Origin of the sequence: Marinobacter halodurans (genome assembly GCF_004327985.1) — a bacterium.
GTDB classification, from domain to species: Bacteria; Pseudomonadota; Gammaproteobacteria; order Pseudomonadales; family Oleiphilaceae; genus Marinobacter_A; species Marinobacter_A halodurans.
The window spans coordinates 1-6,136 of sequence record NZ_SJDL01000071.1; the positions used below are offsets into that span (position 1 = coordinate 1).

At 48.1% G+C, this 6,136-nt stretch carries 6 protein-coding genes; 4 read left to right on the forward strand and 2 right to left on the reverse strand.

The genetic code is table 11. The features are described from left to right. Window positions 1–1,732: condensation domain-containing protein (locus EZI54_RS22810; RefSeq protein WP_165495851.1), on the reverse strand; the 1,732-nt coding region annotated here is incomplete at its 3' end. 99 nt (window positions 1,733–1,831) lie between these two features. After that, window positions 1,832–2,059: an MbtH family protein gene (locus EZI54_RS22815; RefSeq protein ID WP_131484173.1), complete on the reverse strand. Its 228-nt coding sequence runs from the start codon at window positions 2,057–2,059 to the stop codon at window positions 1,832–1,834. A 272-nt stretch (window positions 2,060–2,331) separates the two neighbouring features. On the opposite strand from EZI54_RS22815, the gene EZI54_RS22820 reads away from it, so the two are divergent. The 4 genes from EZI54_RS22820 to EZI54_RS22835 all read left to right on the forward strand — a co-directional run bounded on the left by EZI54_RS22820 (window position 2,332) and on the right by EZI54_RS22835 (window position 6,012). Beyond that, the gene (locus EZI54_RS22820) at window positions 2,332–2,577 is read left to right on the forward strand and encodes a hypothetical protein (RefSeq protein ID WP_131484174.1); all 246 of its coding nucleotides are present in this window, start codon (window positions 2,332–2,334) and stop codon (window positions 2,575–2,577) included. Window positions 2,578–2,760: 183 nt separating this feature from the next. Next, window positions 2,761–3,051, forward strand: coding sequence for a chorismate mutase (locus tag EZI54_RS22825; protein ID WP_165495852.1), 291 nt, complete (start codon window positions 2,761–2,763; stop codon window positions 3,049–3,051). A 1-nt stretch (window position 3,052) separates the two neighbouring features. After that, window positions 3,053–5,137, forward strand: coding sequence for a chorismate-binding protein (locus EZI54_RS22830; protein ID WP_131484176.1), 2,085 nt, complete (start codon window positions 3,053–3,055; stop codon window positions 5,135–5,137). After that, entirely contained in the window at window positions 5,134–6,012 is an 879-nt protein-coding gene (locus tag EZI54_RS22835; protein WP_131484177.1) for a prephenate dehydrogenase dimerization domain-containing protein, read from the forward strand. The genes EZI54_RS22830 and EZI54_RS22835 overlap by 4 nt, the downstream gene beginning before the upstream one ends. Window positions 6,013–6,136 lie beyond the last annotated feature (124 nt).

Genomic DNA, 6,136 nt, shown 5'->3' on the forward strand with positions numbered 1-6,136 from the left:
CCGGGTCCAGCGGCACATAGGCCCCGCCCGCCTTCAACACGCCCAGCAGGCCCACCACCATCGCCAGCGAGCGCTCCGCGCAGATCGCCACACGGTCGTCCGGGCCCACACCCAGTTCCCGCAGGTAGTGCGCCAACCGGTTCGCCCGCGCGTTCAGCGCGCCATAGCTCAGCGTCTCATCGCCGTGCACCAGCGCCACCGCCTCCGGGCTGCGCTGCACCTGTGCCTCGAACAACTCGTGGATGCACTGCTCCGACGGATAGGAGGCCTCGGTTGCGTTCCAGTCCTCCAGCAGCAGCTGCCGCTCTTCGGGCAAGAGCAAATCATATTGGCTGATTGCCCTGCCTACATTTTCCTCGGCCTTCGCGAAGACATTCGCCAGACGGCGCAAATGCCAATTCAATTCCTCTTCGCTGTAGAGGGCTGCATTCGCATCCAGACACAATTCCAAACCATTTCCGGGCCCCCGATCAAAGATCGTAATCGTGAGATCGTCGGTCACTCCACACGACAGATTGTGTCCCGTTACCGGATAGCCATCGAAGGCCATCTCTCCTTCAAACGGGATGAAATTGACTGACGTTGCATATAGGAGATCGCCCTGGCCGATCAGCCCGAGATCCGACACCAATGCCTCGGATCTGTAGCGTTGATGTCTAATAGCTGCCTGAACAACCACTTTTACTCGTTCCAACAGAACGGCAAGTGTTCTGTCTGGCTCGATGACGAGACGCAAGGGAACTTCGTTGGACATCATACCCGGCTGGCGCCGAAGAGCACGGCTCATCCGCGCGGTCAACGGCATGCCAACGACCAAATCGTTTTCGTTCGTCATTCTGTGCAAATACACAGACGTCAGGGCGATGCACAGCTGCGGTAGCGTAGACTTGTAGTGTATTGCCAATTGCTGCAACGACTGTTTTGTCCGTTCCAGCAAAGCTATCCGAGGATGGTGAAACTTCAAGCAGGCCTGGCGGCGGCCCGCCAAGCTCACCGGAACCGGCCTGTTAGCCATAAGATCCAGCCAAAATTCCCGGTCCCGGTGAATACTCGCCGATGTCTCGTACGCTTGATCCGCTGCAATCAGTTCATGCAGGTGACCAAAGCCGCTGTCCGGCGGTTGCTTTCCTGCCGCCAGGGCGAAATACACCTCGGCCAAACGCCGCGCAAAAAGGGCGCTGGAAACCCCATCGGCTACAGTATGGTGGGCACAGAAATAGAAGAAGAATCGTCGACAATCGATCCGCAACAAGGCCAAAGAGAATAGTGGTCCGCATGCCAGATCAACGGGCTTTTGCATATCAGCCCGCATCCAGGCATGCGCCGCATCTGCAGGGTCACTTTCCCCGCAGAAGTCAACGATGGGGAACGACCAACTCGGAAACGTATTCAATCGTTGCTTCGGGCCATCGGCATCCTCGACGATCGTGACTCGAAGGCTTTCCATATCTTCGACGACCTGACGCACTGCGGCTTCGAACAATTCCTGGTCAACTGCACCGTTGATCTCTAGATATTCCGCAGCCTTGAATGACGCGCTGATGGCCGGATTGATCTGCTGAGCAAACCAGACCCCCCTTTGCGCGGCCGAAAGCGGCAAAAGGACTGCCCCCCCTTCTATGCAGGCGGCGTCCGATGGGGCGGACCGGACCGATCCGCTTGCAAGATTTTGATGCGCGTGTACTTCCGAGCGCCTTGGTGAAAGCCGCTCAATGTTTGGATCAGATGTCATGCTTCGCCCTGGGTATTAGTTTTTGTTTTTGATGGCGCTAGACCTTCATCTTCCCTAGTTCAGCTCTCCTTTTCTTATACTGCCCATTGCCTGCTGGCCTTACAACGCTCCCTTGAACTGCGCCGACCGGGCGTTTCGCACACTCCGGGGAGTCATGTCCGTCCAGGACTCCTTGATGTATTCAAGGCATTCCGCCTTGGACCCTTTCTTGCCAACCTCTTCCCATCCTGAAGGCACTTCCTTGCCTGCAAGCCAGATGGAGAACTGATCTTCCCCATTCTTGACGACGGTATAATCACGGAAATCTTCCTGCTGAACATTGCCCATCTCGGAATTCCCTCATAGCCGTACTCAACCACAATGAGATAATTGCCATCTCGCAAGTCAACCATCCTTATTTAGCCACGCCCTCTCTTCCTACCCATTCACGACACTCTTCCGCCAATTTGCGACAACGCCTTCCTTCCTACCCATTCACGACATTCTTTCACCAATTTGCGACAACGCCTTCCTTTCGAACAAGCCTGGACTTCCGTCTTGCCTATGGGGGTTCGCCGGGCGGGTAGCGCTGCGAAAGCGTTAAAAACAGCCAAACCGAGATGTTCGAAGTCGCGCGATGTCAACCTTATCAACCGGTAGACAAAAAGCGCTCTGGTGCTACCGTATTCGATACCGTCTCCGACACGAGCTTTATTACTCCCTGCCAGCTACGCCGCCCAGGATGGGGCTGCGGGCTTAAGCGGATGCCACCGGGCTTCGATTTGGCGGCGATGGCGATGGCGATGGCGATGGAACCAGCGTTTCAGGTACCTTTTTTGAAGCGCTACTTATCTATGATGGATTGATCAGGCTCTTGAAATCATAGCGCTATCATCCGTTTTTCTTGCGGCATAATGAGAGCTTCAAGCCTAGAGTTGATTCTTCTCATGATGAATTTACTCGGCCAACTGGAATATTGATAAATTATAAATCAAGCATCGAATAAGAATTACACGCATCTTATAACTACTCCACAGGAGTGCCTACCAGTGAACCACGATGAACTTTTACAAGATTTAAGAGGCAGTCTTGACTCAATAGATAATGAAATTTGCGAAGGAATATCAAGAAGACTCAAGATCATTAAAGAAATTGGCGAGGTAAAAAAGGAGCACAACATCCCCATAATGCAAAATCACAGAGTGGACTTTGTTTTAGACAAAGCCAAGAGTTTTGGTGAGATGCACAATGTAAATCCGCAATTTCTAGTGAGAGTCTTTGAATTATTTATCGAAGAAGCATGTAAAATCGAAGACAAGGTTATCGAACAAGAAGAATAACATGGACAAGCCATTTCTGATAATTGACAATTACGACTCCTTTACGTGGAACTTGGTTCAGCTCATATACAGGGCGACAAACGTTCGTCCAATCGTACTCAAAAATGACGATCCTTGGCCGGACTCTTGTCTCGACAACTTTTCTGCGATATTGCTCTCGCCTGGCCCAGGAAGCCCTTTAAATCAAGAAGATTTTGGAATCTGTTCGAATGCACTCAATCAGGATAAACTACCCATCCTTGGAGTTTGTCTAGGTTTCCAAGGAATTGCAGCCAAGTATGGTGCGAGAATCGACAAAGCACCTGAGCAATTCCATGGGCGAGTATCCGTGATTAAAACCAAGTGCAATATAATGTTTGAGAGTATCCCCGAGCTTCTAGAGGTAACTCGATATCATTCTCTTTTACCGTATGACTTACCTGTAGATTTGATAGTTACAGCGCACATTGATGGCTTGCCTATGGCATTCAGGCACAAGAGCAAGCCTATTTGGGGTGTTCAATTTCACCCAGAGTCCATTTGTTCACAATACGGTGAGCAGCTAATACTCAATTTCGTTAAGCACTGCGTGACCAATAATTCCAATCAAAATGCGCACTCAACGTCACCTGATTTGTCAGTAAAAATCGAAAAGCTCTCTTATTCAAATTTCAAATACGATCTAGTGCGTAAGTTAACATCAAATGAAGAATACTACGTTTTTTTGGATTCATGCTCAGAGCACACCACTGGAAGGTACTCGGCCGTATGTTTGTCTAGTTCTGAATTGGAGACATTTCTCGAGTATTCGGTAGCCAGGAAGACGGTAACTGTTCATTGCGGCTCTTCCAAAGAGGAAATAAAGGTTGGCAACTTCTTCGAGTATTTTGAAAGCCGGGTAAAGCAATTTACTAGCCGCTTGGAGAAGAGTGATGATGAATTACCTGAATTGATTCCTTTGGGATACGTTGGGTATTTTGGGTATGAATTACAAACCGATTCCATTAGGGAAGCTCGTTTTAAATCACCGCACAACGATGTCGGTTTGATTTTCTGTGACAGAGCGGTTGTCTTTGACCATAAAGAGCATTTTGCATACATCTTGACTCTTTATTCCAGCAAAGACGATAGGTTGGGAGCACAGGCGGCTAAATGGCGACGCGAGACACGCGCCATACTATGCAATAGTGAGCACGCCCCCGAACCCAAACCCGAACCCAAACCCGTATCACAACCGGTTAAACTTTCAAAGTTATCTCAACGCCATTCAGAAGACGAGTATTTAAGTTTAATTGAAAAATGCAAAGAGAAAATTGAATGCGGTGAATCATATGAAATATGCTTAACGAATCAATTCTCCATGCCGTCAGTTGGAGAAGGGCATGATTTTTATGAGGTATTCAGAAAAGTAAGCCCCGCACCATTTGCTTCCCATGTAAAATTTAAAAAGCTGAGCATCTATTGTGGCTCTATGGAAAGGTTTATAAGGGTAGATAGTAAAGGAACAGTCGAGAGTTGCCCTATTAAGGGAACCAGGCCGCGTCTCTTGAAAAACAGCACGTTAGATAAAGCGCAAACACAAGAATTAAAGAATTCTGTTAAAGACAGATCTGAAAACCTTATGATTGTAGATTTAATGAGAAATGATCTGCTACACAGCTGCGAATTAGATTCTGTCACCGTCCCCCAATTGTTCGAAATCAAGTCTTTTTCGCATGTCCATCAAATGATTTCAACAGTAACCGGTTCAATGAGGGATGATTCGTCTACGGTCGACTTGCTTAAGAACACGTTCCCAGGGGGGAGCATGACAGGCGCACCTAAAAAAAGAACATTGGAAATAATCGATGAGCTTGAGCAAGGCCCCAGGGGCATCTATTCAGGCTCTATCGGAGTGGTATCGTTTTTTGGCACCATGGATTTGAATATCGTAATCAGGACAATCGTAAGCGATGGCAAGACCTATACGATGGGTGCCGGTGGAGCGATTGTGGCTCTCAGTGATGCCCAATCTGAATATGAAGAAACAATCATCAAGGTGTCGAACACCATACAAGCAATCAGAGCTTATGGTGAGAAATTCCAAACAGTAGAGGGACCAAAGTGAAGCCAAAGCTGATCGTCCTTGGGGCTGGTGAAGTCGGAACGTGGTTCGCAGGTATAGCGCGTGATCGATACGATATAACGATGGTAGATTTGGCAGCCGTGGACAGCCAGCACCCACTGGTTATTGCCGATATATTAAATCCAACCCCCGAACTTGAATTACTGATCAGCGAAGCTGATGTGATTGTTTTCGCTTTGCCGGATAAGGCGGCCATTGAGGGGCTTGACCAGGTCAGCCGATTCATTTCAGCCCAGACCCTCGTAGTAGAAACACTTTCAGTGAAAACCGAGTTCCATGCCGCTTATTCCGAACTAAAAATAGCATCTCCTTTACATGGAATGCAGCCACTATTTAAGCCCACCCTTGAGACCAGAGGTAGAGGCATTGTTTATATTGAGAACGAATCGATAACAACACCACTACTTGAATGCTACACACAGAGCAAAGCAATAGTGAAGCCATTTTCATCGTGTGAAGAACACGACCGCTGCATGCTATTATTTCAGGTGTTGCCTCACTTTCTATTTTTTGTGTTTGGAGAGGCGCTCCGTAATAGCGAAGTCGATATAGTGGAGCTTTTAGACGTAGCACCACCTCCGTTTAAGACGTTGTTAGCAGCAACTAATAGAATGGAAAATGGTAGCGAGCATGTCTACTGGGATATACAAACATCTAATAAGGCGACATCAACTTTCAGAGAGAAATTGATTGAAATTTCTCAAAATATATCAAATATTTTTGGCAGCAAAGACTTTGACTCATATAAAAACGTATTTTCAGCTACAAGAAACATTCTTGGCACGAAAAATTCAGAAGTATTAGCAATGTGTTCAAAAATGTATGAACACCTAGACAACACCAATAGCGATAGTTAGCCCGGATTTCTCATAGGTTGCCGCCAACCGCCTCAGATTGGACGCATTACGGCCATACTGGTTCGGATCCAGCTTTAGCTGCCTGATTGTTGATCAACAATGGTGATTCGGACACACCGCCCCC